Origin of the sequence: Corynebacterium sp. CTNIH16, assembly GCF_032821655.1 — a bacterium.
In the GTDB taxonomy this organism is placed as follows: Bacteria; Actinomycetota; Actinomycetes; order Mycobacteriales; family Mycobacteriaceae; genus Corynebacterium; species Corynebacterium marquesiae.
In genome coordinates, this window is sequence record NZ_JAVBIG010000010.1 from 74,611 (window position 1) to 98,623 (window position 24,013).

General features: G+C 59.1%; 27 protein-coding genes and 2 rRNA genes. 12 read left to right on the plus strand and 17 right to left on the minus strand.

Features of this window, described 5'->3' with window-relative positions; translation table 11 throughout:
* Nucleotides 1–8: 8 nt before the first annotated feature.
* Complete coding sequence (pheA, locus tag RAE04_RS09310; RefSeq protein ID WP_284836941.1) at nt 9–905, minus strand: prephenate dehydratase; 897 nt, start codon at nt 903–905, stop codon at nt 9–11.
* A 33-nt stretch (nt 906–938) separates the two neighbouring features.
* Between pheA and RAE04_RS09315 the strand changes: the two genes are divergently transcribed.
* From RAE04_RS09315 to RAE04_RS09325, 3 genes are all read left to right on the plus strand, one after another.
* Nucleotides 939–2,075: an amidase gene (locus tag RAE04_RS09315; RefSeq protein WP_317027188.1), complete on the plus strand. Its 1,137-nt coding sequence runs from the start codon at nt 939–941 to the stop codon at nt 2,073–2,075.
* Nucleotides 2,072–2,770 carry a CPBP family intramembrane glutamic endopeptidase gene (locus RAE04_RS09320; RefSeq protein WP_317027189.1) on the plus strand — a complete coding sequence of 233 codons (699 nt, stop codon included), beginning with the start codon at nt 2,072–2,074 and terminating at the stop codon, nt 2,768–2,770. Before RAE04_RS09315 ends, RAE04_RS09320 begins: the two co-directional genes overlap by 4 nt.
* A gap of 62 nt (nt 2,771–2,832) precedes the next feature.
* Complete coding sequence (locus RAE04_RS09325) at nt 2,833–4,071, plus strand: LCP family protein (protein ID WP_317027190.1); 1,239 nt, start codon at nt 2,833–2,835, stop codon at nt 4,069–4,071.
* A gap of 48 nt (nt 4,072–4,119) precedes the next feature.
* Here RAE04_RS09325 and RAE04_RS09330 read toward each other — a convergent pair whose 3' ends face one another.
* Genes RAE04_RS09330 through RAE04_RS09340 form a run of 3 tightly spaced genes read right to left on the minus strand, consistent with a single transcriptional unit; the run spans nt 4,120 to nt 6,712 of the window.
* Entirely contained in the window at nt 4,120–5,040 is a 921-nt protein-coding gene (locus RAE04_RS09330) for a DUF5926 family protein (protein WP_179387160.1), read from the minus strand.
* A gap of 20 nt (nt 5,041–5,060) precedes the next feature.
* Nucleotides 5,061–5,765 (minus strand): glycerophosphodiester phosphodiesterase family protein, encoded by a 705-nt coding sequence (locus RAE04_RS09335; RefSeq protein ID WP_317027191.1) that lies wholly within the window; start codon nt 5,763–5,765, stop codon nt 5,061–5,063.
* Nucleotides 5,765–6,712 (minus strand): L-lactate dehydrogenase, encoded by a 948-nt coding sequence (locus tag RAE04_RS09340; RefSeq protein ID WP_198492210.1) that lies wholly within the window; start codon nt 6,710–6,712, stop codon nt 5,765–5,767. The genes RAE04_RS09335 and RAE04_RS09340 overlap by 1 nt, the downstream gene beginning before the upstream one ends.
* A gap of 87 nt (nt 6,713–6,799) precedes the next feature.
* On the opposite strand from RAE04_RS09340, the gene RAE04_RS09345 reads away from it, so the two are divergent.
* The gene (locus tag RAE04_RS09345) at nt 6,800–8,542 is read left to right on the plus strand and encodes an alpha/beta-hydrolase family protein (protein ID WP_317027192.1); all 1,743 of its coding nucleotides are present in this window, start codon (nt 6,800–6,802) and stop codon (nt 8,540–8,542) included.
* On the opposite strand, the gene msrA is transcribed toward RAE04_RS09345, so the two are convergent.
* A complete protein-coding gene (msrA, locus tag RAE04_RS09350) occupies nt 8,539–9,186 on the minus strand; it encodes a peptide-methionine (S)-S-oxide reductase MsrA (protein WP_317027193.1) in 648 nt (215 codons plus the stop codon). The genes RAE04_RS09345 and msrA overlap by 4 nt on opposite strands.
* A gap of 164 nt (nt 9,187–9,350) precedes the next feature.
* Between msrA and RAE04_RS09355 the strand changes: the two genes are divergently transcribed.
* Nucleotides 9,351–9,953, plus strand: coding sequence for a superoxide dismutase (locus RAE04_RS09355; RefSeq protein ID WP_005325362.1), 603 nt, complete (start codon nt 9,351–9,353; stop codon nt 9,951–9,953).
* 42 nt (nt 9,954–9,995) lie between these two features.
* Here RAE04_RS09355 and RAE04_RS09360 read toward each other — a convergent pair whose 3' ends face one another.
* Nucleotides 9,996–10,850, minus strand: a complete 855-nt coding sequence (locus RAE04_RS09360) for a LysR family transcriptional regulator (protein ID WP_317027194.1) — start codon at nt 10,848–10,850, stop codon at nt 9,996–9,998.
* 71 nt (nt 10,851–10,921) lie between these two features.
* Here RAE04_RS09360 and RAE04_RS09365 point away from each other — a divergent pair, with 71 nt between their 5' ends.
* A complete protein-coding gene (locus RAE04_RS09365; protein ID WP_239274062.1) occupies nt 10,922–12,073 on the plus strand; it encodes an MFS transporter in 1,152 nt (383 codons plus the stop codon).
* 10 nt (nt 12,074–12,083) lie between these two features.
* Nucleotides 12,084–13,382 (plus strand): copper oxidase, encoded by a 1,299-nt coding sequence (locus tag RAE04_RS09370; RefSeq protein WP_317027195.1) that lies wholly within the window; start codon nt 12,084–12,086, stop codon nt 13,380–13,382.
* Here the strand turns inward: RAE04_RS09370 and RAE04_RS09375 are convergent.
* The gene (locus tag RAE04_RS09375; RefSeq protein WP_317027196.1) at nt 13,369–14,802 is read right to left on the minus strand and encodes a TM0106 family RecB-like putative nuclease; all 1,434 of its coding nucleotides are present in this window, start codon (nt 14,800–14,802) and stop codon (nt 13,369–13,371) included. The two genes, RAE04_RS09370 and RAE04_RS09375, sit on opposite strands and share 14 nt — an antisense overlap.
* Nucleotides 14,803–14,871: 69 nt before the next feature.
* Here RAE04_RS09375 and RAE04_RS09380 point away from each other — a divergent pair, with 69 nt between their 5' ends.
* Together RAE04_RS09380 and RAE04_RS09385 are read left to right on the plus strand one after the other, a co-directional pair.
* Nucleotides 14,872–15,504 carry a DUF6474 family protein gene (locus tag RAE04_RS09380; protein ID WP_317027197.1) on the plus strand — a complete coding sequence of 211 codons (633 nt, stop codon included), beginning with the start codon at nt 14,872–14,874 and terminating at the stop codon, nt 15,502–15,504.
* Nucleotides 15,505–15,692: 188 nt separating this feature from the next.
* Nucleotides 15,693–16,004 carry a histone-like nucleoid-structuring protein Lsr2 gene (locus tag RAE04_RS09385; RefSeq protein WP_049377504.1) on the plus strand — a complete coding sequence of 104 codons (312 nt, stop codon included), beginning with the start codon at nt 15,693–15,695 and terminating at the stop codon, nt 16,002–16,004.
* On the opposite strand, the gene RAE04_RS09390 is transcribed toward RAE04_RS09385, so the two are convergent.
* Both RAE04_RS09390 and RAE04_RS09395 read right to left on the minus strand, forming a co-directional pair.
* A complete protein-coding gene (locus tag RAE04_RS09390) occupies nt 16,001–16,639 on the minus strand; it encodes a LuxR C-terminal-related transcriptional regulator (protein WP_040425341.1) in 639 nt (212 codons plus the stop codon). The genes RAE04_RS09385 and RAE04_RS09390 overlap by 4 nt on opposite strands.
* 37 nt (nt 16,640–16,676) lie before the next feature.
* Nucleotides 16,677–17,840, minus strand: a complete 1,164-nt coding sequence (locus RAE04_RS09395) for a sensor histidine kinase (RefSeq protein ID WP_317027198.1) — start codon at nt 17,838–17,840, stop codon at nt 16,677–16,679.
* On the opposite strand from RAE04_RS09395, the gene RAE04_RS09400 reads away from it, so the two are divergent.
* Nucleotides 17,839–18,375 carry a DUF2020 domain-containing protein gene (locus RAE04_RS09400; protein ID WP_317027199.1) on the plus strand — a complete coding sequence of 179 codons (537 nt, stop codon included), beginning with the start codon at nt 17,839–17,841 and terminating at the stop codon, nt 18,373–18,375. The genes RAE04_RS09395 and RAE04_RS09400 overlap by 2 nt on opposite strands.
* Here the strand turns inward: RAE04_RS09400 and RAE04_RS09405 are convergent.
* Together RAE04_RS09405 and RAE04_RS09410 are read right to left on the minus strand one after the other, a co-directional pair.
* Entirely contained in the window at nt 18,372–18,524 is a 153-nt protein-coding gene (locus RAE04_RS09405) for a hypothetical protein (RefSeq protein WP_269954033.1), read from the minus strand. The genes RAE04_RS09400 and RAE04_RS09405 overlap by 4 nt on opposite strands.
* Complete coding sequence (locus RAE04_RS09410) at nt 18,524–19,186, minus strand: class E sortase (RefSeq protein WP_317027200.1); 663 nt, start codon at nt 19,184–19,186, stop codon at nt 18,524–18,526. Before RAE04_RS09410 ends, RAE04_RS09405 begins: the two co-directional genes overlap by 1 nt.
* Nucleotides 19,187–19,219: 33 nt before the next feature.
* Here RAE04_RS09410 and yidC point away from each other — a divergent pair, with 33 nt between their 5' ends.
* Nucleotides 19,220–20,164, plus strand: a complete 945-nt coding sequence (gene yidC / locus RAE04_RS09415) for a membrane protein insertase YidC (protein WP_317027201.1) — start codon at nt 19,220–19,222, stop codon at nt 20,162–20,164.
* On the opposite strand, the gene RAE04_RS09420 is transcribed toward yidC, so the two are convergent.
* From RAE04_RS09420 to RAE04_RS09435, 4 genes are all read right to left on the minus strand, one after another.
* Entirely contained in the window at nt 20,121–20,729 is a 609-nt protein-coding gene (locus tag RAE04_RS09420) for a TetR/AcrR family transcriptional regulator (protein ID WP_049377499.1), read from the minus strand. The genes yidC and RAE04_RS09420 overlap by 44 nt on opposite strands.
* Before the next feature lie 78 nt (nt 20,730–20,807).
* Complete coding sequence (locus RAE04_RS09425; protein ID WP_049377498.1) at nt 20,808–21,056, minus strand: GlsB/YeaQ/YmgE family stress response membrane protein; 249 nt, start codon at nt 21,054–21,056, stop codon at nt 20,808–20,810.
* 119 nt (nt 21,057–21,175) lie between these two features.
* The gene (locus RAE04_RS09430) at nt 21,176–22,075 is read right to left on the minus strand and encodes a universal stress protein (protein WP_049377497.1); all 900 of its coding nucleotides are present in this window, start codon (nt 22,073–22,075) and stop codon (nt 21,176–21,178) included.
* Nucleotides 22,076–22,116: 41 nt separating this feature from the next.
* Nucleotides 22,117–22,260, minus strand: a complete 144-nt coding sequence (locus RAE04_RS09435; protein ID WP_317027202.1) for a hypothetical protein — start codon at nt 22,258–22,260, stop codon at nt 22,117–22,119.
* Here RAE04_RS09435 and RAE04_RS09440 point away from each other — a divergent pair.
* Complete coding sequence (locus tag RAE04_RS09440) at nt 22,241–23,251, plus strand: pseudouridine synthase (protein ID WP_408933169.1); 1,011 nt, start codon at nt 22,241–22,243, stop codon at nt 23,249–23,251. The genes RAE04_RS09435 and RAE04_RS09440 overlap by 20 nt on opposite strands.
* A 344-nt stretch (nt 23,252–23,595) precedes the next feature.
* Here RAE04_RS09440 and rrf read toward each other — a convergent pair.
* Together rrf and RAE04_RS09450 are read right to left on the minus strand one after the other, a co-directional pair.
* Nucleotides 23,596–23,713: ribosomal RNA gene (gene rrf / locus RAE04_RS09445) — 5S ribosomal RNA — on the minus strand.
* A gap of 141 nt (nt 23,714–23,854) precedes the next feature.
* Nucleotides 23,855–24,013: ribosomal RNA gene (locus RAE04_RS09450) — 23S ribosomal RNA — on the minus strand; the annotation flags it as partial.

Genomic DNA, 24,013 nt, shown 5'->3' on the forward strand with positions numbered 1-24,013 from the left:
CTTCTAGATTATTGGCCCCTGCGCGCCCGCGCTACCCAATCATCCGCCGCTGCCAGATCGCGCGGTGGCTTGCCCGCACGGTTTGCCGCCGGCCAGGAGCCGAGGAAACGCAGGTCCTCTGCCCGCAACCACAAGGCCCGCAGCGCCTCCGCCACCGGCTGATCGTCAATGTGCCCGATAAGGTCCACGTAGAAGCGGTACGTGCCAAAGGCCTCCCGCGTGGGGCGCGACTCAATCCGGGACAGGTCCACCCCGCGGTGCGCAAAGTCCTGCAACGCCCCCACCAGGCTGCCCGGTTCATTTGGCAGGGTGAAGATGACGCTGGTGCGGTCCTGGCCAGTCCTTGCAGTGGGTTTTCCCGGACGCCCTACCAGGACAAAGCGCGTTGCGGCGCCCTCAACATCTGCCACGCCCTGGGCGATGGTCTCCAGCCCAAAGATCTCGGCGGCCCGCGCCGGCGCTGCGGCCGCATCCGCTTCCCCACGGGCTACAGCCTCGGCCGCGGCAGCATTGGAACTGGCCGGCACGAACTCTACCTTCGGCAGATTATCTTTTACCCAGCCGCGGATTTGCTGGAACGCCACCGGGTGGGTGCTCAGCCGCGCAATGTCGCCCGCGCCTTGCCGGGTCATAATGCTAAAGGCCACGGGGATATCCACCTCGCGGTAAATCTGCACTGGTTCGGCTTCAACCAGCGCATCAAAGGTCGTGGTGACCGCGCCGTCGACGGAATTTTCAATGGCTACGCAGGCGTACTCGGCTTGCCCGGCGCGCACGGCGGCCACGGCCTCCGAAGGCGAGCCAACCGGCAGGGTCTCTACCTGCGGCAGGTGCGCGGCAAACTTATGCACGGCCGCTTCCGTAAAGGTTCCGGCCGGCCCCAGGAAGGCGATGGTGGTAGTCATGCACGTCACCTTAGCCCACTAAACTGGTGCCCCATGGACTTTTCCGTAGAACAACTCCGCGCGGATCTGCACGGCCTTACCCCCGAGGAGCACGGTTTCACCTACCTGGATGTGAACCGCGAGCCCTCCGGCCGCGGCCGGCTGAGCGGCTGGGTCCTCTCCGCCAAGGATCTCTGCGATGTCCGCGGCATGCCCACGACCTTGGGAAATACCGATCGCACCTATTACCCCGAGCACAGCGATGCCTTCATCGAGGCCTTGGAGAAGCAAGGTGCGCGCATCATCGGTAAGTCCTCCACGCCGGAGTTGGGCCTGCGCGTGGATACGGAACCGGTGGGCCTGCCCCATCCCGATAATCCCCTTTATCCCGGCTGCACCCCTGGTGGTTCCTCGGGCGGTGCGGCGGTACAGGTCGCGCGCGGGTTGCTGCGCGCGGCGCACGCCAGCGATGGCGGCGGTTCCATCCGAGTGCCGGCCGCGGCCTGCGGCGTGGTGGGTTTTAAACCGGCAGGAAAAGGACTGGGTGTGCAGGGCTTTATCACCCGGACCGTGGCCGATAATGCCTTTCTGCATGGCCACCGCATGATCACCCCGCGCGCCCGCATCGGTCTGCTGGTAGAGCCGCTGTTTTGTGATGCCAGCGTCGATGCCCACCATCTGCGCGCCACCCGCGAGGCCGCCCAACGACTACAGGCAGCCGGCTTCACCGTGGTGCCCATTTCCCCGTATCCGCAGGCCCGGTCCACCTTTGCGCATTTCCGCACGACTTTTACCTCCCGCCTAGCGGGGCTCAACCCGGCGGCGGGCTACGCCGAATGGATTGCTCAGCAGGGCCGGCGCGTTAGCGCCGCTGAGCTAGCCGCGGCGCGGGCGCATGTCCGGCAACTACCCGGCTTGCTGGCCCAGGAATGGGGCGTCGATGCCATCCTCACCCCAATGCTGACCACGGACCCGCCGCGTATTGGTTCTTTCCTGTCCCTGCCCCATGCGGAGAATTTCGCGGCCCAGACCCGGTGGTCGCCGTGGGGTTCCCTGTTCAACATGGCCCGTCTGCCAGCTATTTCCGTGCCGTGCGCCGTACCCAATCACCCGCCGGTGGGCGTACACCTGGGAGGCATTACGCTTTCCGACGCCGCCCTCCTCGGCCTCGCCCACATCCTGCACCCATGACCAAGTCTTTACGTGCCGAGCTGCTCATCGTCCTCACCCTCACCTTCGGTATTTCCGGGGTGCGGGCGGTATTAAACCTCATTAATTCCCTGGCCTCCCCGCACCGGCTCAACGAGCAATCGGTCACGCTCAATTCCAGCCAGTCCTCTCTTGCCTGGGTGGATATGGGCCTGCAGCTGTGCTCCGCCGCTGTTCTCTTTTCCTATGGAGCCTTAGCGCTTTTCCTGCTGGCCAAGGATCACATAGTGCCCCGGCCCCACCGCACCCGCGACTGGCTCGAAGGCGCAGGGCTTGCCGCCCTCATTGGCATCCCGGGGCTCGCCCTGTATTTCGCGGCGGTGCAATTTGGGTGGAGCAAGGAAGTCATCCCGGGCGACTTCGCCAATGCCTGGGTGGAAATCCCCGTTTCCCTCCTCAAGGCCGCTGCCAACGCCTTCGCGGAAGAAACCGTGGTGGTGATGTGGCTTATGACGCGCTTGCGCCAGGCCCGCTGGTCGCTGCCTGCCACGCTGGCCGCAAGCTCCATTCTCCGCGGTTCTTACCACCTCTACCAGGGTATTTCCGCTGGATGTGGCAATATCATCATGGGGTTAATCTACGGCTATTACTACCACCGCACGGGGCGGGTATGGCCTTTGGTCATAGCGCATTTTCTTATCGACGCCGTCGCTTTCGTGGGTTATTCCTTCCTGTGAAAATGCCCTTGGGGGACGTCGTGAAGCAGGCGTTACTCGCTGCTCCTTGTAAGGTATAGCGCATGACTGAATCAGGACGAGATCCGCATAGGGAGGCCCGCCGCGCCGGCGACGACTCCTCCACTGAATTCGTCCTTGGGGCCGATGGACGTCCCCTCAAGGATCGATACGGCCGCCCCATTCGACGCCGTTCCTCCGCCCGCCCGGCACCGCGGCGCGTGGAACCCGAGCAACAATCCTTCCGCGCTCCACAGCCACAGCAACAGCCCCCGCGCCGCACTCCGCCGCCAACACCGAGCCGCTACCCCAGCCAGTACCGCGCGCAGCAGCGCCCGCCTCGTCGCACCACGCCGCGCCCTGCACCCCGGCAGCGCCCGCACAGCCGTCGCAAAAAGGTCAATCCGGCCAAGCGCGCCCTCGGGTGCGTTGGCTTGGCGCTCGTCGTCCTGCTGGTATTCAACCTCGTCTTCATGTTCTGGGCCGATGCCCGCCTCACCCGCGTGGAGGCGCTGCCAGAAGAACAAGTGTCTAATACCGCCGGCACCAATTGGTTGCTCGTCGGTTCTGACTCCCGCCAAGGCCTCAGCGAGGAACAGCAGGCTGAACTGGGCACCGGTGGTGATGTGGGCGAGGGCCGCACCGATACCATCATGCTGCTGCACATCCCACGCACCGGCAAGGCCAAGCTCGTTTCCATCCCACGTGATAGCTACGTGGAAGTCCCCGGTTTTGGCATGGACAAGATCAATGCTGCCTTTACCTACGGTGGACCGCAGCTCCTTGTCCAAACCGTCGAGGGCACGACCGGTCTGCGCATCGACCACTACGCCGAGATCGGCATGGGCGGCCTAGCCAATGTGGTCGACTCCGTCGGCGGCGTAGACGTATGCGTGAAGGAACCCATCAATGACCCGCTGGCCGGCATTGATCTCCAAGATGGCTGCCAGAAGCTCAAGGGCCGCGACGCTCTCGGGTACGTGCGCACCCGCGCCACCGCTATGGGTGACCTTGACCGCGTGCAGCGACAGCGCGAATTCTTCTCCGCATTGCTGGATAAGGTTGCTTCCCCGGCCACCCTGATTAACCCATTCCGCGCCTTCTCCTTGGTCAACCACACCGCCTCCTCGTTCATCGTGGACGAGGGCGACCACGTTTGGCACCTCGCCCGCGTGGCACTTGCCATGGGCTCCGGTGTAGACACCGAGACCGTCCCCATTGGCGGTTTCCAAGATACCGAGGTAGGCAACGTAGTCCTCTGGGACGATGGAGCAGCCGCCGAGTTGTGGGATTCTCTCAAATAGCGATCAAAAATGGCCCTTCCTCTACTGGGAAGGGCCATATTCTTGTCTTTAGCGCAGGGTCACCTGGCGGGACTTGATGTTTTCTAGTTGCTTGCGCTCATCGGCGCTCAGCTGGGCATCATTAGAGATTTCTTCCTCTAAGGCCTTGTCCACACGGGTGAGGTGATCCTCATAGGAAGCATGGTCAACCTCTGGATCCAAGTCGAAGACCGGAGCGATGAGACCGTGGGTGCGGAAAACACCGGCGAACTTGGTGCCCTCGCCCAAGTTCAGCTCGCCGCGGGCGGCTACGCGAGCTAGTGCGTTCAGGAATGCGGATTCATCGTCATTGGGGCGGACCCAACGAATATGGGCCTTGCCGCCGCCGGCATTTGCCCAGAAGGCTGCACCAGTGATGTTCTCGCCCACCTGGTGAGACTCGATAACGGAATCATTTGCTGCGCGTAGCGACTGCGCAATCTGCGGGGTGACCTGTGCTCCCTCCGGAATCCACCATTCGAAGTCCTGGTGAACCTGCACGTCGAGGGTAGCGGAGGCATCGATAAGCTCCTCCAGCTTCGGCTCCGAGCCGTCGGCCGCGGTGGATTCCAGGGTGGCGCCCGGCTCGTTATTCTTCACCCAGTTAAGAGCAAAAGCGAGGTCGCGGCCTGGGTTGTGGGTGTGGGACTGTACCTGCAGGCCTACGAAAGCATCTCCGCCAAATTCAGTGTCCCGAATAAGCGCGGCAGAAGCACCCGGCAGGACGGTGGCTACATACACGTTCTTATCGCAGCCTTTGACATCAAGCTTGGCAAAAGCGGAGGGGACGAACTCCTGCATGGCGACCAGGGAGGCCTCCGCAGCAAGTCCGCCGTAGGGGCGGGGATCCTTTTCCAGGGCGGCGCGCTCCTTGGCGCGGGCAGCGAGCTTTGCCTGGCGGCGGGACATGCCCTCAGGCAGCTGTTCCTTGTTCTTTTTCTTCTTGGCCATGCCTCCAAGATACCTGCTTACTAGAGCTCAATGGCATGCAGGGCCACTTCGGGCTGATTGGTGGCGAGCATATCTACCCCGTTTGCCCACGCCCACTTCATATCCTCCGGCTTGTCTACGGTCCACAGGTAGGTGGGCAATCCCTGCGCGCCGATAATTGCCGGCTGCAGCTTCGCGCGCAGCAACGATACGCCGAGCGCGGTGGGCTTGGACAGCATTAGATCGGGACGGTTGACGTGGCGCTCCCAATCGCGGCGGAGATAAATCCGGTCCATGTGCGGCGCCAAATTCTGCATGCGGCGGATGGCGTGGTGGGAAAAGGAAATGACGTGGATCCGGGGGTCGTCAAAAAGCCCCGCATAACGCAAGCGCAGCACCGTTTGCTCCTCCAGGATGTCGCCCTGCCCGGAGGGGTGCTTAGTCTCGATATAAAGGTGGTGCGGTGTGCCCTCGAGTAGTTCCAAGAGTTCGTCGAGAAGCATCATGCGCTGGCCCGAACCGATGTCAACGCCACGCAATTCTTCCCAGTCCAGCTTGGAAATGCGGCCGGGGCGCCCGGCGGTGCGGTCCAACGTGGGATCGTGCTGAACCACTACTTTTCCATCGCGCGTCAAGCGCACATCGCACTCGACGCCGTGAATTGGCAAATCTAGGGCTTTTTCAAAAGCTAGAGGGGATAGCTCCGGATATTTTCCGGAGTATCCCCTATGAGCGACAATCTTCACTAGCCGAAGAACTCTTCCTTGATGTCATTCAGGGTCTTAGCAGAAGCATCGAAACGCTCCTTTTCGTGCTCATTGAGATCCAGCTCAATCGCGCGCACGATGCCGGACCGGTTGATGATGGCAGCGGTGCCGATGTAGAGATCCTCTACTCCGTATTCACCCTGCAGGTAAGCAGATACTGGCAGCGCCACGTCCTGATTCTGGATGACGGCGGCGGTGATACGGGCCAGGCCCATGCCGATGCCAAAGGAAGTAGAGCCCTTAGCGTCAATGATGGAGTAGGCGGCATCGCGAGTGTCTTCGAAGATCTTCTCGATGCGCTCTGCATACTCCGGATCCGAGTCCAGCTTCTTGGACAACGGGACACCAGCGATATTCGCGGTGGAGACGGCCGGCAGCTCGGAATCGCCGTGCTCGCCCACGATGTAGGCGTGTACGGACTTCGGTGCAACATCTTCCAGCTCGCCCAGCATGTAGCGGAAACGAGCGGAGTCCAGCACGGTGCCCGAGCCGATGACGCGCTTGTGGTCCAGGCCGGAAGCCTTCCATACAGCGTAGGTCAGGATATCCACTGGGTTGGAGGCAACCAAGAAGATGCCATCAAAGTCATTCGCCATGACGTCAGAGACGATGCTGTTCATGATCTTGACGTTCTTGCCCACCAAGTCCAGGCGGGTCTCGCCCGGCTTCTGTGCGGCACCGGCGCAGATGACGACCATATCGGCGTCTGCGCAATCGGCGTAGGTGCCCTTGGTGACGCGGGTGCGGGTCGGGGCCCAGACAACACCGTGGTTGAGGTCCATGACGTTGCCTTCTAGCTTCTTTTCATCGATGTCGATGATTGCCAGGTGGTCAACGATGCTTTGGTTGATGAGAGCGAAAGCGTAAGCGACTCCCACATCGCCGGCGCCGATGAGAACTACTTTGTTTCCAACATGATTTGCCATGACCCTATTGTGCAACTTTGTGGAGATTTTTGCACGGGCTAAATCTCACACTGAAATTCCCACCGAAATCTGGGATAATCGGACATTATGAAACGCGCTCTCCGCCGCGCTGCACTAATCGCTCTTGGCGTAGCCGCGGATCTCACGCCCATCGTCCGTATGACCAGCCGGCAAACCTTACCGTCCAATATGTCGGCTGGAATTTTGGGTGCGGAATTAGCTACGTGGGCTGCTGTTTCGCCCTCCTTACTTCCCCGCCCGTGGTGGGTGACTGCCGCCAACGTGGCAATTGGTCAGGGCATTGGGCATCTTGGGGCGGCGTCGACAAGCTTTGTCCTCAATAGCATTGGCAAGCGCCCGCAGGACCGCCTCGGACCACAACATCGACAAATTGTGCACCTTGCTATTGGCGCTGGGACTGCATTTAATGCCGTGCTTTCGCTGCGCAACCAGAAAAAGCAGGCGGAGTTGGTCAATAAGCAACTGGTGCGTGGGCCCGCCACAGCGGCCATCGGCTTGGCCGCGGGCACTGCGGGCTACGGCGCTCTTCTACTCATCGGGGAAGCCACGCAGCTTGCCGTCACTAAACTGTCACGCCAGCTAGGCCACTGGGTGCCTGCACTCATCGCTTGGCCGGTGGTTACCGCAGGTCTGAGTCTCACGGCGTTTGCACTTTCTGATCGCGTGGTCTTTCGACGCTGGCTGCGCTCACTATCGCACCAAGCGCAGCGAATTAATAAACAGATTTTCCCCGGCACCTCTATGCCGTGGGAGCCGGAGCGCTCCGGCAGCCCGTGGTCGCTCGAGCCGTGGTCGGCGTTGGGACAGCAGGGACGCCGGTTTGTCTCCAATGGCCCCCGCGCCCGCGAGATCCGCACAGTGACGGGAACCGATGCAAAGGAACCCATCCGTATCTACGCCGGATACATACCAGGGCGCTCCTTCCAGCAATCGGCGGAAAAGATCCGCGCCGAACTCGAACGCACCGGTGCCCTGCGGCGAGAGACTATCGTCATCCAAATGCCCGCCGGCTCGGGGTGGATCAATAATTGGGGTGCTTGCTCTTATGAGTTTTTGACCGGCGGTGATTGCGTCACCGTCACCATGCAGTACTCCTACCTGCCTTCGGTTTTTTCCTACCTCGTAGATAAGAACGCACCGAAGCAGGCGGCTCGTGAATTGATTCGGGTCATACAAGAAGAAATAGATAAGCTGCCTAAAGAAAACCGCCCGCAGCTTTATTTCGCAGGTGAATCACTTGGTGCCTACGCCATTATGGATAACTACCATAATGTGGAAGACCTACTTTCCGCGTGTAATGGCGCAGTTTTTTCCGGCCCCCCGCGCATGACGCACTTTACTCAGCGCCTGCGCCGGGATATTGGTTCCCTAGAACGCCTGCCCGTTATCGATGGCGGCAAGCATGTGCGCTACGCGGCGGCTCCTGACCATACGCTGCACGACGCCTTTGGCAATGACTACGCCCATACCTGGCGCCGACCCCGCATGCTCATTGCCCAGCATGCTTCCGACGCCATCGTGTGGTGGGATCTCAACCTTCTCGTACGCAGGCCCACCTGGATTCATGAACCACAGCCGGAAGCGCTGCACGCGGATACCTTCCGGCAGCTGCATTGGGTTCCGTTTATTACCTGGTGGCAAATTGGCTTGGACCAGATCAATTCCCTCAACGTCCCTGGCGGGCACGGACACAACTATTTTGAAGAAATGCTCTGGTATTGGGATGAGGTCTTAGGATCCCAATCCCGCCAATCGCTCACACCGAAGTTAGCCAAGAAGATTGCCCACTTTATTCGGCGCGACGCTTAGTCGCATTTCACCCCAGTACTGTGGTGCGGGCAATACCCATTAGGCACCTTATATAAGTACTGCTGATGCTCATCCTCAGCCAGGTAGTACTCCCCAGAATCAGTTTCGGAGAGGAGTTTGACCTCCGTGGTGGTATCCCCGAATCCGAATTCCTTGAGTTTCTCTGCATAGGAATCCACGATGCCCTGGATTTCTGCGCGCTCGTCCTCCGTACGTGGGTAGAAAGCAGAGCGGTATTGCGTTCCTACATCGTTGCCCTGGCGGAAGCCCTGCGTGGGATCGTGCGCTTCTAGGGCCTGTACGACAAGATCGCGCAGGCTGATGCGCTGCGGGTCATAGACCACCTCCACCGCCTCGGCATGGTTGGTTAGCCCACGGCACACCTCGTAGTACGTGGGATTTGGAGTGGTGCCGCCCGCATAGCCCACCGAGGTGGATTCCACGCCTTCGGTCTCCCAAAACATCTTCTCCGCACCCCAGAAACATCCCAACGCAATAAGAATGGAGCGCTGCCCGTCCTTCCACGGCCCGGTAATCGGTGTTCCTAAAACGGCGTGCGGGGCGGGGTCCAAGATCGGCTCCGATCGACCCGACAGAGCCTCATCTGCAGTAACAAGTTTGGGCTCCGGCTTAAACATCCACATAAGGTATAGCTCCTTCCTTATTCCTTCTTCCCAACGTTGTACTGCGAAAAGCTATTCCGCGGCCAGTTAATATTCGCGCTAGTTCCACAATTCGAATTAATCATGGCGAAATCTTTCCACCGTGCCTATCATCGGGACACGTACCCGAAGAAAGGATTTAACAAATGGCTGTTTACGAACTTCCTGACCTCCCATACGCATTCGACGCACTGGAGCCACACATCTCCGCAGAGATCATGGAGCTCCACCACGATAAGCACCACGCAACCTACGTTGCTGGCGCTAACGCTGCACTCGAGGCACTCGAGGAAGAGCGCAACGGTGAGGCTAACCCGGATCGCATCCGCGCCCTCTCCAAGAACTTGGCGTTTAACCTGGGTGGCCACACCAACCACTCCATCTTCTGGAAGAACCTGTCCCCGAACGGTGGCGGCGAGCCAACCGGCGAGCTGGCAGAGGCCATCAACCGCGACTTCGGCTCCTTTGAGAAGTTCAAGGCTCACTTCTCCGCTGCTGCTACCTCCCTGCAGGGCTCCGGCTGGGCGGTTCTAGGCTACGACCACATTGCTGGCCGCCTCATCATCGAGCAGCTGACTGACCAGCAGGGTAATACCTCCATCAACTTCACCCCGCTGCTGATGCTGGATATGTGGGAGCACGCTTTCTACCTGCAGTACAAGAACGTTAAGGCGGACTACGTTAAGGCCGTATGGAACGTCTTCAACTGGGATGACGTTGCTGAGCGTTTCGCTGCAGCCACCAAGTAACTCCTTTTAGTTACTTCGGCCGCCCCTTCGGGGCGGCTTTTTCTATGCCCGGATAAATTCCCGGAATTGCTGCACTGGGGGCGCATCGTCGCCGGCGCGCCACACTAAACCGAGCTCGCGGTACGCTGGCGGCGTAAGGGGGATCAGGCTCCCCACCTGTAAATAAGGATCATCCAGCGGCAAAAGCGCCACTCCGAGTCCTGCCGCTACCAGCCCCGCAACGGTAGTAAGTTCCATCGATTCGAAGACGAGATGGGGGCTAAAGCCAGCGTCGTCTGCAAGGGCATCGAGAAGCATGCGCGTGCCATAGCCTGGGAGCATGCCGATGAACGGGTCTGCAGCGAATTCCGCTAGTTTCACCTCCCGCCGGTTCGCCGCCCAGTGGTCTTCCGGCACAGCAAGGCCTAGTCGCTGCACCTTAATCTGGTGCCAGCCCAGGGCTGCATCAGGCCGTGGGCCCACGAGGGCAAGGTCGGATTCGCCGTTTTCCACCCTGCTCACCAGCTCCTGCGCCGCGCCTTGATGCAGGCGAATATCTACGTGCGGGTGCTGCGCGCGATAGCTCTTGAGCAGGTCCGGAACTAGCCAGGTGCCCAGCGAGTGCATGAAATCTAGGCGCACGGTGCCGCGTTCTGGATCCATGAGGCGGGCAACATCGTCCCGCCCTACCTGGTAGGCGCGGAGCATTTCCCGCCCAGCCGCAGCGAAGGCCCTCCCGCGCGAATTCACGTGCAGGGTGCGCCCAGTGCGCTCGAAAAGGCGGGCGCCAAGACTAGCTTCTACGCGCTGTACGCGGCGGATCAGCGCGGATTGGGAGATTCCCAGTTCATCGGCCGCAGCACCCACGCGACCTTGATCCACCACGGCGAGGAAGCCGCGGACATCCTCCACATTCATGCATGCTCCGCATCGTTTAGTGTATTTTTCCACATTTTACACATGCTGCATGTCCGGGCAGGCTAAATGATATGACTCGAACGCGGCGCGCAACGGTAGCCATGCTCCTGGTGGGCTTGGCTATATTCTCCAGCCTGTATTCCACCCAAGCCATTCTTCCCACGCTGGTACACAACATGGGCCTTTCTTCCACTGAAGCGGCCATGACCGTATCGGCCGCCACGGGCGCGCTGGCCCTATGCGTGGTGCCCGCATCGATTCTCTCCGAGCGTTTCGGCCGCGGACGTATCCTGCTCATTTCGGCCGTTGCCGCGACCGGCGTGGGGCTCATTGTTCCCCTCGCCCAGGAGGGGTGGCAGCTCATCATGGTACGCGGCCTGCAGGGTGCGCTGCTCTCCGGCGCCCCCGCCACGGCAATGGCATGGCTTTCTGAAGAACTCGATGACAAAGCCCTGCCGCGGGCTATGGGCCTATACATTGCAGGCACCTCCGTCGGTGGCCTTACCGGCCGCCTCATTCCCACCGGACTGGTGGAGATTTCCACGTGGCGCTGGGCGCTCTTCGGCTCGGCGCTGGTCTCACTCGCCTTTGCCATTACGTCTTGGCTGCTACTTCCTACCCAACGCAATTTCCGGCCTAAATCCATCCATCTCAAGGCCGAAAGCCGGGCGCTTTTGGGCCATTGGGCCAACCGGGATTTGGCCTTGCTCTTTCTCACCGCATTCCTGTCCATGGGCACGTTTGTCTCCATGTATAACTTCTTAACCTTCCGGCTCATCGATGATTTTGGTCTGGCCCCTTCGCTAGCCGGCTTGGCCTTTTTGTTCTACCTCACCGGCACATGGTCCTCAGCACGGGCAGGTTCCCTTGTCGCACGCATAGGCCATGGGAAAACCCTATTCGCCTCTGCCGTGCTTTTTGCCCTTGGCATCGCGCTGTGCGCCGGCAACCTACCGATGACGCTTCTCGGCATGATCGCCTTTACCGTGGGCTTTTTCGCCGTACACTCCACCGCCTCCGGGTGGGTGGGCCAAATTGCCACCCACGACCGCGCGGAGGCTTCTTCGATGTATGTGTTCTGCTATTACTTTGGCTCTTCTGTGGTGGGCGCATGTGCCGGCCTGCTTTTCGACGCCCTATCGTGGCCCCTCTTCATTGTCTTCTTCACCGCCGTAGCCCTCGCCCTTACTGCGCTGACTTGGACCAAGATTAAATCCGACTAAAATCGGTTTTATGCCTGAGAATAAGTGGTCGGCGCGGACATGGCACCGCAAGGCCTCCCGTCCCGTATCCCTATGGATGATGGTTTTCATCCTCGTGGGGGCAACGCATACCTTGGTCCCGAACTACCGGTGGGTACTCATCCACCTATTCACCCTCGGACTGGTGAGCAATAGCATCATCGTGTGGTCCCAGCACCTAACGGAGAAATTCACCCAACAGCGCCTCCCCGAATCCACTCGACCTGCCCAATTGGCCCGCATCTATGGCCTCAATGCCGGAATCATCCTCGCGTTAATCGGTCAAATCCTCATGGAGTTCTGGTCCCAGCACTGGATTGTTACTCAGGTGGGCGCCACACTCATTGCGTTGATGATGCTCTGGCATGCGGCATCGCTTTTCCAGCAATGGCGCGGTGCCAAAGAGAAGCGCTTCCGCCCCGTGGTGGGCGCTTATGTATTTTCCGCCCTGTGCCTGCCGGTGGGTGCCATCTTTGGCGGCCTGCTGGCCGTCTATCCCGGCCATCCCACGCTGCTACTCGCCCATATCGCCGCCAATATCGGCGGATTCATCGGCTTGGCCGCGGCCGGTTCTCTCACCATCCTTTTCCCCTCCATCTGGCGCACCCAAGGTATTAATCGCCACATGCAATCCTCCTTTGTGCTGCTCGCAGTCGGTGTGGTTGTCACCATCGTGGGCGCTTTCCTCGGCTTCCCCGAGTTGGGACTTATCGCCTACTGCTGCGGTTGGGCGCTGAGCTTGCAGCAGTGGCTCACTAATGTGCTGACGGTGGCTAAGGACCCGCGCGATCGCATCACCTTTTCCTCGCTCTCCGTGCTCATGGCCTCGTTATGGCTGGTGCTGTCTTTGGTGTACTACACGGTGCAGCATTTCTTTATGCCCGAGCCGGCGCTGCCCACCCTCGCCTTGCTGGTGGGGTTTGCCGGTCAACTGCTCATCGGCGTGATGAGCTACCTCTTGCCCAGCACCATGGGTGGCGGTCCCGCTGCCGTCCGGGCGGGCTTGCAACAACTCGACAAACTCGGCCTCCTGCGCGCCACCTTCGTCAATGGTGGCCTGCTCATCTGGATCGGCACCGATATTTCCCTGCTTAAGGTGGTCGCCTCCCTCCTGTGCATCCTGCCCCTAGCGGTCTACCCCGTGCTCATCGCCCGAGCGGTGAAGGCCCAAAAGCAGGTCCTGATGAAAAAGGCGGAGGGCCCGGATCCGAAGCCGGGGCCAGAGTGGAACCAAGTTTACGCGGGCATAGCGATCCTCGCGGTCATCTACGCCCTATTTACAGCGCTGTAGTACCCGGCGCGCCGGCATCCATCCACTCGCGGACCGCGCGGGTGGCCTGGACGTCGCCGGAGTTATAGTCCAGCAAGCGCTGCCGCGCCACGAAGTCACCGGCTAGCGCCTCGCGGCGCGCATTCACCGATTCTTCGCCGTCGAAGTCTTCTTCTGGCCAGGCAAAACCCGCTTCCGGGGCGACTACCTTCAGGCCTAGGCCGAAGGGGCCGGCGAAGGATCGTTTGACGTGGGCGAACATATCCACCCACTCCGGTGAGGAGATAAACTCTTCTACTTCCCGCTCATCTACCTCGCGGAAGCGCTGCGCGGACATGCGCATCCAATGGTTCTCACCGTGGGACGAGTAGCAATATGCAGCAAAGGTTTTGCCCTCCGCATGGGCTTGCGCACGCACATCCATCAACCAGCGCCAGAATGCCGCAAAGTTCTCTGCCTCGGCGCGGCCGCCCAACGGCTCCCACGTAACAAACGGGACGTAGTTACCGTCGTGCCAGGCTCCCCATAGATACGCGCCCTGGTCCAGGTAGGCTTCCATATCCACGTCTACCTCCACGTCTGCGCGCGGGACCTGCACGCCGCCGCGGCGCAGCAACACTTCCCCGGCGCGCCAGGCAGCAGCAAGGCGGGAGGGCTCGCCCAGGTCGGCGTCGATAAGCGCCTGCACGGTAGTAATCCCGCGCTCGCGATAAGGCTTAGCGCGGTCGCCGGATAGGAAGAGCGAAATATCATCCGCCGCCACCAACTCTTGCTCGCACAAAGACCAAAAGCGGCAGCTCGCACACTCCTTGACTCGCACCGGGGCGGTAGGAAGCGGCTGATTCCAAGCGCGTTCCAGATCAAACTTGGCTGTTTCCGTAAAAAATGCCCGGGTGCGGTCCTGGCCGATGGCCCCGCCCCGGCCGGAATCGAGCCCGAGATCCCGCAAAGCACGGGCGGCAAACGCTAAGCGGTAACCATCTACCGCATGATGGCGCAGCTTATACGGCACCTCGAGCGGCTCGCTCAGGCCCAAGCGATGGGTAGGCACCGCCGGCGTCGTCTTGGTGTCATTCTTGCGGGCCACACGGTGGTTGGACACGATAATCGGGGTGTACTTATCGCCTTCGCGCAGAAGCAAATCTACGCGCACCATCCACTCCTCGGTGGCGAAGACCGCGTTGGTGATGTGCGTATACCCGGAAGCTAAGGCCTCAAGGGTGCGCATGGAGCGCTCCCACTCCTCGCCTTCCAGATCGATGCGGCGAAACCTGCCAGAGCCCTTGCGGGGAAACATCTCCATGACGGCCTCCACTGCAGCCGCGTGGCGCTCCGCCCGGGCAATCGAGGCATGGGTGCGCGGCATCTCGGGGTGCGCGCGCCGCTGTACTAAGCGGTAGCGGCACCCCACAAGGTCCGAAGCAACAACCACATCCTCCACACCGGGTGAGCTTAATAGAACGGCAAGGTAAAGTTGAATCCAGACTCGATCAAACGTGAGGGAAATTTAATGAGCATTCTGAAGAAAGTTAAAAAGGCCCGCCAAGAAGCACGCGCACAGGCAAAGGCCGCCAAGACCCGCGCCAAGGCAGAGGTAAAGGCCCAGTCTAAGGACCGCCGCCGCCAGCAAAAGCTCCTGGCCAAGCAGGAAAAACGCCTCATTAAGTCGGAGGAAAAGGGCCTCAAGAAGCGCCGCAAGCACGAGGAGAAGATGGCCAAGAACGAGCTAGCCAAGCTCAAGGCCGGCCGCTTTAACTCCGATAACGTCAAGCGCTATGCCGGTGCACTGCGCACCGCCGCACCCCTGCTGCTACCGCTCCTCTACCGCGGCTACGTGGGCCTGAAGACCGAAGGCGAAAAGCGCAAGGCCGCTAAGGCGGGCGTGAGCTCGGAGCAGATGGCTTCCTTCTCCGGCTACGGTGCGCCGCTCAAGGCCCGCACCGCCGGCATCCGCAACTCCCTCGATAACACGGACGTTCCAGCCGGCTTCAAGCGCGATGTGCGTGACCGCCTGCAAGAAGTAGACTCCGCCATCGATAATGCCGAGTTCATGACCGAGCAGCAGCGCCGCCGCGCTCACAAGACCATTAGCTCGGAAATTAACTCCATTACTGCGGAAATCCAGCAGCACCTGGCCCAGTAAAAGAGCTACACGCCGCCACCGCCCCCTATTCGGTGGTGGCGTTTATTTATTTTCTATAAAGATCCGGGTTTTTCGGGAAAAGTATTTTCGGCCAGAAAAAGTTGCTGATACTCTTCTAACCGCCCTACCCCTTTAACACCGTTTATGTTCTCTGTGCTTGGTGTGCAATTTTTAAAATTGGAGGAAATATGTCCCGCCGTGAAGTGACCCAATTTTACGACGACTTGGACCACACCCTAATCCCCGAAGATCAGCTAGAAGTCGTTCGCTTCAGCGTAAACGGTCAAAATTACCTCATCGATCTCTCCGTGGATAACGCGCGTCACTTCCATAATCTTCTGGCCCCCTACGTGGACGCCGCCCGCATTGCCCCGGACATCAATGCACAGCGCGCCAATCCCAGCCAGATCCGCGAATGGGCCCGCGCCCAAGGGCTACCAGTGGCGCACCGCGGAAAAATCCCGCAGGACGTCATCGAGGCGTATAACGCCGCTAATTAAAGCACGCCCTGCTCGCGGGCGGCTGCCACCGCAGAGGTGCGCGAGCGCACACCCAATTTGTCATAAATGTGCACAAGGTGGGACTTTACCGTGGCCTCAGACAGCATGAGGTCTTGGCCAATCTGCCGGTTCGACGCCCCCGCTGCTACCAGCTGCAAGACCTCGAGCTCACGCGGCGTGAGGGAGGTGCGTGGCGTACGCACGCGAGTCATCAGCCTATCGGCCACGATGGGAGATAGCGCCGAATCACCCTCCGCAGTCGAGCGCACTGCGGACAGCAGCTCGTGCGGTGGTGCATCCTTGAGCAAATAGCCCACGGCACCGGCTTCGATAGCGCCGAGGATATCCGCATCAGTGTCATAGTTGGTAACCACGAGAACCTTGGGCGGGGTGGCCATCGCGGAGCGAATCTGCGCGGTTGCCTCCGCGCCACCCATAACGCGGGTCCCTTCCACGCCCGCGCCGAAGCGCAGGTCCATCAATATGACATCGATGCCGCCCGCCTGCGCTGCCGACACCGCAGCTTCGGCCGTAGCGACCTCCCCTACGACGTCGATATCCTCTGCGCCCTCAAGCACGGAGCGCAGACCCAGGCGGACGATTTCGTGGTCATCTGCCAGTAGGACCCGAATCACGACATTCCTCCTATCGATGTCATTGTCAACCAAAAGTTTAATCTACCCGGTTGCCTAAGGGCATACTAACTGACACGGCAGTGCCCTCCCCCGGCGCGGATTCAATAATGACCTCCCCACCTAGCTCTTGTGCACGGCGCCTAATTGCGGCCAGCCCAATATGCCCCAGTCCAGCCGGGGTACTTTCCACCGCGGTCGGATCAAAGCCCTTGCCGTTATCCACCACATCCAGGCGCACCTCATCGCCCTCATAGGTCACCGTGATCCGAGCGCGGCTTGCCTCTGCATGCTTGACGACGTTGCCCACAGCGCCCTGCGCAATCCGCAGCAGCGCCGCCTCTACCTTCATGGGCAGCTGCTGTACCTCTCCTTCGGATTCCACCTCGACGTGGATATCTTCGGTAGCACCGAAATTCTCCGCCATACGGGTCAACGCGGCCTCAAGGGATGCCTCATTGAGCGTCGGCGGCTGCAAAGCGGCAATCATTGCCCGCGCTTCGTGCAAATTATCCGCGGCCGTCCTGCGAGCCAGCTCGATGCGCTCTCGCGCTTTGCCCGCGTCCTGCTTATCCAGATCACGGTCCGCCGAATGCAGGAGCATTTGAATGGAAGACAGCCCCTGGGCAAGGGTGTCATGAATCTCGTGCGCAATGCGCTGACGTTCGGCCACCATGCCGGCATCGCGCTCCGTGGCTGCCAGCTGCGAACGGGTTTCAATCAACTCTTTATTCATCCGCGATAGCGTCCGGAAGGCGTAGGTGATCGCTATCGTCACCAGCGCCGAGACCGCCGGCCCCATGACACCGCCGAAGGTCAGGCCCTGCGGAATCTGCACCACCACGGTGATGATCGAGGCAACGATGACGCACGCGATGCCCGCCGCCATGTCCAGCACCGTAAGGTACAAAAAGAACATGGCGAAGACCAGATAGATTGCCGCTGGGGCCACGAACAGATCCGCAACCCACAGCACCGAGAGTATGCACAACCACAGGTAACGCACAGGCTGGGCCCAATATTCCCCGTATACCGAGCCTGCGAAGTACACGGCCGCAAAGCCCACCAAAAGCAGCAGGTTGATGATCGCTTGCGAAAGCGGCATCCGCGCGGAGGTAAAAATGCCCACCACCAGCAGGCCAGCGGTCAGGATATGGATGCCGGTGCGCAACGCATCGGTATCCCGGTCTATTGTGGAGCTCATGCGCAAAAGCCTACTTCCCCTACTCGCCCTAGCCACTTTTGGGATCGCCGGCTGCGATTCATCCGCACCCACCCCTGCACCAACTACTACGGTCACTCCGGAGGCTTCGGAGGCACCGGAGGTTAACGTCGCCCAAACCGCGGAAGTCAATGACTGGAGCGATTGCCCTTACATCGGCCCCGGCTGGCTCGAAGAAACCAACGGCCAGCGCCTGACCAAGCAGGGCATCGACACGCGCTTTCCCACCCCGGCCTGCGTCTTTTGGTCCTACCAGGACGAGCCACAGGCCACCGTCATCGTGCGCGATATGCCCACGGTCGACGACGCCCGCGCCGCAGTGGATTGGGCCGCGCCTATCGACGCCACCGAACCGGCCTCCTTCGACGGCTGGGAAGGCGGCCGGGGCGTGGTCAATGAGCACGCCGTGTACGCCGTACAGAAGGACACGCACGCGGTGCTGGTGTGGAGCAACCAGCAACAAACCGTTAAGTCAGAGCAAATCGCCCACGAAGCGATCACCAACTTGGGCCTTTAAACCGCGACGTCGTTATACGGCATCATCGGCGACAGCCACGGGAATACAACCTCCATAAGTAGGAAGAAGACTCCCACCGCAATAGCAATGGCCAAGACGACCTTCACCGGCGTCGGCCCCGGCAAGAGATTCCACAAAGCGCGATACATTATTTCTCCTCTTTTTCTACTTCCATAGCGTGCACAATCATGCGCTCCGCGTTGGAAAACTGCGGGTGGCACGTGGTCAAGGTCAATATCTCGCGGCTCGGTTTGGCGTCCGACTCTGGCACGGGGTTGGTCACCGAGACGTCGCCAGGCGTCGTAATATGCCGACCAGCCACATGGGAATACTCCCGCGGAATTCCATTGAAACAGTCCACCTGCTCGCCATCGATGGGCAATACGCGATAGGTAATTCGCTCCTTGTGCGTCTCCACTACGATGTCATCGCAGGTCTCTAGCTTGCCCAAGTCATTAAAGGGAGCTCCCTTGCCCACGCGGTGGCCCGCAACCGCAAAATTGCCCATCTCTCCCGGCATCTGGGAATCCACGTAGCGGCCCGGGCCGCGCAGCAGGTCATCTTCATTAGTGCCCTCAATAATGGCGAAGCGGTAGTCAGAACCGAACGTGGGAATATAAAGCTGCGCGAACGCCTCACCCAACTCCGGCTCTAGCTTCTGCCGGGGATTTCGCCATTGCTCTTCGAGGTGGGCGCTCGCCTCCTCCTGCAGCTGACCGGATTCTACATTTGTCCAATAGGCTTCATAGAATGCAAAGAGTAAAAGAACCACGCCAATGGTTAGCATGAGTTCCCCAAGAACTTTAGTCATGCCTTAAACCATACTGCCCATGAAAGGTTAAGCATGTACGAAGTCTTCATGTACCCAGTTTCCGGAATCATGAAGTTCTGGCACTGGCTCATCAGCAGCTTCGTCGGTGAATCTACGGCCTGGCTGATTTCCATCATCTTGCTGGTTATCACCGTGCGCGGCATCGTTGTTCCCCTGAACTGGATTTCCGTACGCTCCGCCCGTATCGGCGCACTCATCCGCCCGGAGAATAACCGCATCAAAAAGCAGATGAATAACGCCACCACCACCGAGGAGATGGCGGAGCTCATGCAAGAGGAAAAGAACCTCATGAAGAGTTATAACTACAACCCCGCAGCTGGTTGTTTTCCCCCGCTCATCATGATTCCGGCCTTCATCGGCCTTTATCAAGTGCTCCTGCGCATGTCCAATATTGAGAGCGGCTCCACCACCGTGGGCATGTTGAATGCCTCCGATGTTTCGGCCTTCCGCGAAACCACCTTCTACGGCGCTCCGCTGACGGATTTCGCCCGCGAGCACGGCGACCTCATCAACCCCATCCTCATTGCCGCCATCGCCTTTACCATGGCTAATTCCGTCATTTCCCTCGTGCGCAGTTTCCGCACCACTCAATTTGATCAGGAGGTCAACCGCCGCGTCTTCATACTCATGGGCTTTTTGCTGTTGGTAATCCCTTTCTTCCTGTGGCACCTAGCCCAAACCGGACCTATCCCAGTAGCAATCATTCTTTACTGGGGCTGCGCCTATCTCTTCACGCTGATCCAAACCGCTATCTTTGAGATCATTTTGCACCGCGACTACCCGCTTACTGAGGATGTCCACGCTATGCGCCGCGAAAGCATTCGCCGCTGGCGCAAGCGCGAAAAAGAACCCGCCCTCTCAAAGGAGGAGAAGAAGCGGGTCAACCAGCTACGTATGGAGGCGCGAAAGTACCTTAAATCGAATAATCAGCAGGGGGAGCAGAAAGCATCTGAGTAGCCAGGTCGCGGGCCGTCTGCAGCGGCCCGATCTCCTTGGTGAGCCGAGCACCCGCACGGCCGCCATCCAAGAGAATCAACAGCTGGCTCGCCTGCGAGGACGATGGGTAACCATTGCGCTCAGTTAGCAAGGCCGTCAGAGTGGAATGCACCCAATTACGGTGTTCAACGCAGGCAGCCACGATACCGTGTTCCGCCTCGGTTTCGGGGCGCGGATACTCTCCGGCCGCATTCAAGAAGTGCGAGCCGCGGAATTCCTGCGTGGGTTCTTCCTCGATCGCCTTATCAAAAAAGGCCAGGATCTTTTGATCCGGGTCCGTCATCTCCGCGGTACGCTGTTCCCAATCTTGGCGGAACTTCTCATCCAAAGCTTCTACATAAGCGATAACGAGCGCATCTTTGGAACCAAATAAGGAGTACAAAGAAGCTTTAGCCACATCTGCCTCGCGTAGGATGCGGTCAATTCCGATAACGCGAATGCCCTCGGTGGTAAAAAGCTTGGTCGCCGATTCCAGCAGCCGGCTGCGCGGACTGGGCCGATTACGGCGCGACTTCTTCTCTGCCATGGGTTCCTCTCTAAAACGACAAAGCCGGTTCATCTATACTTTATAGACAAACCGGTTTGTACGCGAATTAAATTCGGGCTACTTCTTGATGAGCCCCACGATCCACAACAGGATACAAGCACCACCCGTAGCGGCAATCAAGGAGAAGATCCATCCACCTTCCTCAATGTTCAGGAAGTGGATAATCATGCCACCGATGACGCCACCCAGCACACCAACAATAAGGTTGGTCAGCAGGCCGTGATCGCGCTTCATAATCTTCTCTGCCAGCCAGCCGGCAATGATACCAATAACAATCGAGCTAATAAGCCCCAGGCCCAAATTCATGCAATCCTCCTAAAATAGCGGGTATACCTTAGCGTACACGAGGGCACACTACCTAAGGCGGCTCCACACAACAAGAGCGCTCCGCCCTTGTGGGCGAAGCGCTCTATGAACAGCAGCTTTTAGTCTTCCTCATCTGGGCGGACAACCATCATCGGGCACGGTGCGGACTGCAACAGTGCGCGAGAGGTCGAGCCCAAGAGCATGCCTTTAAAGCCGCCACGACCGTGCGAACCAACAACCAATAGCTGCGCGCCTTCTGCAGCCTCGGTCAAAGCGCTCACTGGACGGTCACGGGTAATGAGCTTCTTTACCTCAACCTCTGGGTATTCTTCACGCGGCTCCTTCAGATTCTCGGTCAGAAGCTCGCTCTGCTCCTTTTCAATATCAGCCCACTCGGACTGGGCGGCCGACAGACCCGCCAAGGAAGCCTGCACCTGCATATCCATCCAAGTATGCACGGCAATCAAAGCAGCACCGCGGGCCTGTGCCTCTCGGAATGCGTAAGAAGTAGCTTTCTGCGATACCTCGGAACCATCCACACCAACGACGACAGGGCCGTACTTGGTGGAATCCGTAACATGATTATCCTCTCGAACGACGACCACCGGGCAAGAGGCGTGGGACACAACCGAAGCGGAGACAGAACCCATCACCATGCCGGACAGGCCACCCATGCCGCGGGAGCCCATGACGATCATGGTGACATCGTGCGACATTTCTAGCAGCATGTCGATCGGGGAGCCCTCGGCCACAGTGTGACCAATCTTCAGCTCTGGGGCTACCTCATGAGCGATGGCGCGAGCTTCCTCGATCTTCTCGAGCGTTTCGGCCTGCAAGTCGTCGAAAAGCTCCTTTGGCGGAACCATGCCCTCTGCGTACAGGAACTGTGGCATGGTGTAGCTGGATGCGATTCGCAGTGGAATCTCGCGCTTCATAGCCGTATTTGCGGCCCAACGTACTGCATTCTTCGATGCATCCGAACCGTCAACGGCAACGACTACAATGTCTTCCTTAGCCATGATGTGTCCTTTCGATGGTTATACCTTAATTGTAGTACGGATTAGGCTCGAGGGTTGACGGTTGCAGCCTCGGAATTCGACGGGAACATAACGGTGTACACGAACTCCAAGACGTTGCGAATTACGGCGCCAATACCTTCAGAGAAAAAGGCAACAACCGGTTCAATGAGAGAGTTAAAATCCATGGATAAAACACTAATACATCGCCGAAAAGGTTTCACGCCTTTGCCGATTAAAGACGGCCTGAATCCAACGCGCGTGCGCACCTCCGAGGCAGGCATAACGGCCTGGGAATTTCTTAGAGCAGTCATTTCGGCACAACGCCACCGACACCCCGACGACGACGCCTCGGCACTCCAGGCGCGTTTCGACTCCGGCGAGGTAGTACTACGCAATCAAACCAAGCTTCGACCCGACTCCATATTAAGCAACGACGAGGACGTCTTTTTCTATCGCATGCCGGCGCCCGAAACACCGGTGCCTTACGACGTCCCCATCCTCTTCGAGGATGAACATATCCTCGTCGCAGATAAGCCACCGTTTATGGCAACCATGCCACGCGCACGCCACATCGTACAGACCGCTACAGTCCAGCTACGGCGAATGACGGGAAACAACGAACTCGCCCCGGCGCACCGCCTAGACAGACTTACCTCCGGAATTTTGCTATTCACCAAACATCGCGAGGTTCGCGGCGCCTACCAAACCCTCTTTGCGGAAAAGAAGGTACAAAAGACCTATCAGGCAATCGCCGAATACCGCCGCTTTCCGACGCCCCTCCAGTGGGCCTCCCACCTCACCAAAACCCCAGGCGAAATCCAAGGACGAATAGGTGATGGCGCCCCCAACGCTTTTACTACTCTGGCCGCAGTAGAACTAATAGATAACGCCCCATATGAAAGGATCCACGGTGCCCTGCCGCAATTAGGAAAATACACACTTAAACCCACCACGGGCAAGACCCATCAATTGCGTCTACACATGTGGCAAGCTGGAATACCCATCCTAGGTGATCCCGTCTATCCAGAAATCTATCCTGAAGACGCGGAGGATATGCGTATCCCAATGCATCTCACAGCAACCCACATCGAATTTACTGACCCCCTCAGCGGGAAGTACCGGGAGTTCGAGTCCGCCCTTCCTCTCTACACGCACCGCCTAATCGACCACACATAGCCTTCATATTGTGTAGACCTTGAAACTGTCACGTGGCGAAAGATAGAACCAAAGCGGGCGTTATTTACCAGTGGATAAGGGAAAGTCGCCGGACCATTCCTTGTGTGTAGATCCCAGAAAGAGCCTGCCGGGAGCGGGGACACAACCAGTTGCGAGTCCTAAAGTGTCCTCCTGGGGCGCCTAATTCCTTTAAGTTTTAGCGACTACCAAGGGCGGCGACATGCAGCTCGCCACGAGTTCCGTCGTGTGGCGCCTGTTACGGAAAAACGTAAAAAGAGAAGGAGGCGGTGGTTGACCGTCTCCTTCTCCTTGTTTTTTGTATTTTGTTGTTTGTTGTTGTTTGGTGTCGGCGGTGACTTACTCTCCCACAACCTCCCGGTTGCAGTACCATCAGCGTGTGCAGGCTTAGCTTCCGGGTTCGGAATGGGACCGGGCGTTTCCCTGCAGCTATTGACCACCGACAAACATGTAAAGCACAAACCCCTTCTTTTTGGGTGCCCACCCGTAGGGTGGGTGTTGTGTCAGATACTGCATAGTGGACGCGGTCACGACGGTGACTATTTTTCTTCTCTTTGTTGTTTTTGCCTGTACACACATTGTGTGTTGGTGTTTGTTGTGGTCAATTAGTACCAGTAGCCTTCACACTTTGCAGTGCTTCCAGGTCTGGCCTATCTACCCTATCGTCTTTAGGGGACCTTAACGAAACCTCATCTTAAAACAGGCTTCCCGCTTAGATGCTTTCAGCGGTTATCCCTTCCGTAC